Genomic DNA, 2,695 nt, shown 5'->3' on the forward strand with positions numbered 1-2,695 from the left:
TGGCCGCTTCTCTGGCGGCTCTGGAGGCGATGGCGGCGGCGGCCTTGGCGGCGGTTTCGGTGGCGACGCGGGCCAGCGCGGCCTCGGTGAAGACGCGAAAGCCGAGCTCGGGGCGGTAGCCGTGGATCTCGCGCACGTCGAGCGCCTGCATGAAGGCGAGGATCTCCTGGCTGATCACCTGCCCGGGGACGAGGATGGGGAAGCCCGGCGGGTAGGGGATGACGAACAGCGCCGAGACCACCTCGCGTCCGGCACCGAGCGCGCGGGCGACCTCGGGCATGGTCAGGTACTCGCAGTCGGCCTCCTCGTAGGAGAGGAAGAAGGCGCTGCGGATGTCGCCCTCGGGGGTGTCGAGCTGGTGGACGTTGCGAAAGGCGAAGTGAAAGCGCGAGAAGTCGGGCAGCGGCGGCAGCTCGCGGGTCAGTGAGGCGACGCGCTTGTGGTGCAGGCGCCGCTCGATGGTGCTCATGTCGGCGGTGCGCTCCTCGAGGTCGCGGGCGATCTTGATCAGCACCTCGATGAGGTAGGCGACCGAGGAGCGCGTGGTGCCGATGTTGGTCATGAACAGCACGGTGTTGCGCGAGGTCTTGTTGATCTGGATGCCGTAGCGGTCCATCAGGTAGCGGTTCTTGAAGGTGTCGCCGTCGATGCCGGAGGCGCCGATGGACAGCGTCAGGCGCGTGGGGTCGAGGGCGAACTCGTCCTGGCGCCAGGCCGCCTCCATGTTGGCCCAGCCGGTGGCGGGGTCGAAGTAGGCGTCGACGCCCGAGGGGCGGAACTCCGCCGGCACCACGTGGCTGACGTTGAGGAAGCGGAAGTACTTCTTCAGCAGCGGGTGCGAGAACACCCACTCGCGCAGCGTCATCGCCAGGTCGACCTGGCGCTGCACCATCTCGTAGCCCTCCAGCTCGATCTGGCGCCGACCGACGTCGAGCGAGGCGAGGATCTGGTAGTTCGGCGAGGTCGAGGTGTGGGTCATGTAGGCCTCGTGGAACGCCTCCTCGGCCTTGTCTTTGAAGTCCTGGTCCCAGACGTGGATCATCGAGCCCTGGCGCAGCGAGGTCAGGGTCTTGTGGGTGGAGTGGGTGGCGTAGACGCGCACGTGCACCTGCGTCGGATCGGGCAGCAGGCGCGTGGCGAGCACCCGGGCCTCGTCGTCCCAGTCGGCGCCGCCGAAGCCCTTGGCGAAGGCCGCGTAGGTCTGGGCGTAGGCGGCGCTGTCGTAGCGCCGGCGCAGGCGCGCGGCCGAGGCCATGCCGGTGCGCCGGCGGTAGGTCGGGTGGCAGCGGGCGAAGGCGAACCAGGCCTCGTCCCAGAGGAAGATCAGGTCCGGCTTGATCGCCAGGCACTCCTCCATGACGCGCTCGACGTCGTAGACCACGCCGTCGAAGGTGCAGTTGGTGAGCAGCACCATCTTCACCTGCGCCAGCGTGCCGGCGCGGCGAAAGGCGAGCAGCGTGCGCTTGATCTCGCGGATCGGCACCGCGCCGTACATCGAGTAGTCGTCGAGCGGGTAGGAGTCGAGGTAGGCGACGTGCGCGCCCGACAGCACCATGCCGTAGTGGTGCGACTTGTGGCAGTTGCGGTCGACCAGCACGATGTCGCCGGGCTTGACCAGCGCCTGCACGACGATCTTGTTGGCGGTGGAGGTGCCGTTGGTGACGAAGTAGGTGCGCCGCGCACCGAAGGCGCGCGCCGCGTCCTCCTGCGCCACCTTCAGCGGGCCGACCGGATCGAGCAGCGAATCGAGCCCGCCGGAGGTCGCCGAGGTCTCCGCCATGAACAGGTTGGGCCCGTAGAACTGCGCGAAGTCGAGGATCCAGTTGGAGTTCATCACCGACTTGCCGCGCGCCACCGGCAGCGCGTGGAAGACACCGGTGGGCTGCTTCGAGTACTCCTTGAGGGCGCTGAAGAAGGGGGTGCGGAAGCGCTCGCCGACGCCCTTCATGATCGACATGTAGAGCTCGGTGTGGTCCTCCTCGCGGAAGAAGATGCGCTTGAACACCTCGCCCAGGCGCGCGGCGATCTCCTCGGCCTTGACGTCGGTGACCAGGTAGAGGTCGAGCTCCGGGCGCAGCTCCGCGATGTGCGCGCCGAGCAGCGGGCCGCGCTCGGACTCCGGCAGGCGCTCGATGCCCTCGTCGAGGCCGTCGAGGAACTTGCGCAGGATGTCCAGATCGTATTCCGACTTGAACGGGAAGCCGTGGCGGATCACGCAGGCCTGCAGGTTGAAGTTGAACAGCGTGGCGATGAGCGCATCCTCGAAGCTCGGCACCACCACGATGTCGTAGACGAAGTCATCGTCGGCGCGGCGCTTGCGCGCCACGCGCCGGCGCAGCGCCTCCTCATCGTCGGCGGACATCTCGTCGACGATGAGCACCTCGAAGTAGGGCTGCTCGATCTGCGCCTGCAGCTCGGCCTCGGTCTCGATCTCGGAGAGGCCCGGGGGGTTGGCGTCGTCGAGGGCGAAGTGGCGGTGGCGGAAGGTCTGGCTGACCAGCATGGCCTTGATGCGGCGCACCGCCTGCCACAGGCGCCCCAGTTCGCCGGCGTCGAACCACACGCACAGCTCGTGGAAGCGGTGGCGGCCGGGGAAGGCCCAGTAGCTCTCGATGGGGGTGAGGGTGGCCAGCGTCTCGCGCACGCGGGCGTGGCGCTGGGTGTACTCGTCGCTGTCGGGGGCGAGTTCGAGCAG

1 protein-coding gene is annotated in these 2,695 nt (G+C 68.3%); it reads right to left on the minus strand.

The genetic code is table 11. The features are described 5' to 3' along the window. Positions 1–2,695: aminotransferase class I/II-fold pyridoxal phosphate-dependent enzyme (locus tag EV699_RS19695; RefSeq protein WP_207923032.1), on the minus strand; the 2,695-nt coding region annotated here is incomplete at both ends.

It is taken from the genome of Plasticicumulans lactativorans, assembly GCF_004341245.1.
In the GTDB taxonomy this organism is placed as follows: domain Bacteria; phylum Pseudomonadota; class Gammaproteobacteria; order Competibacterales; family Competibacteraceae; genus Plasticicumulans_A; species Plasticicumulans_A lactativorans.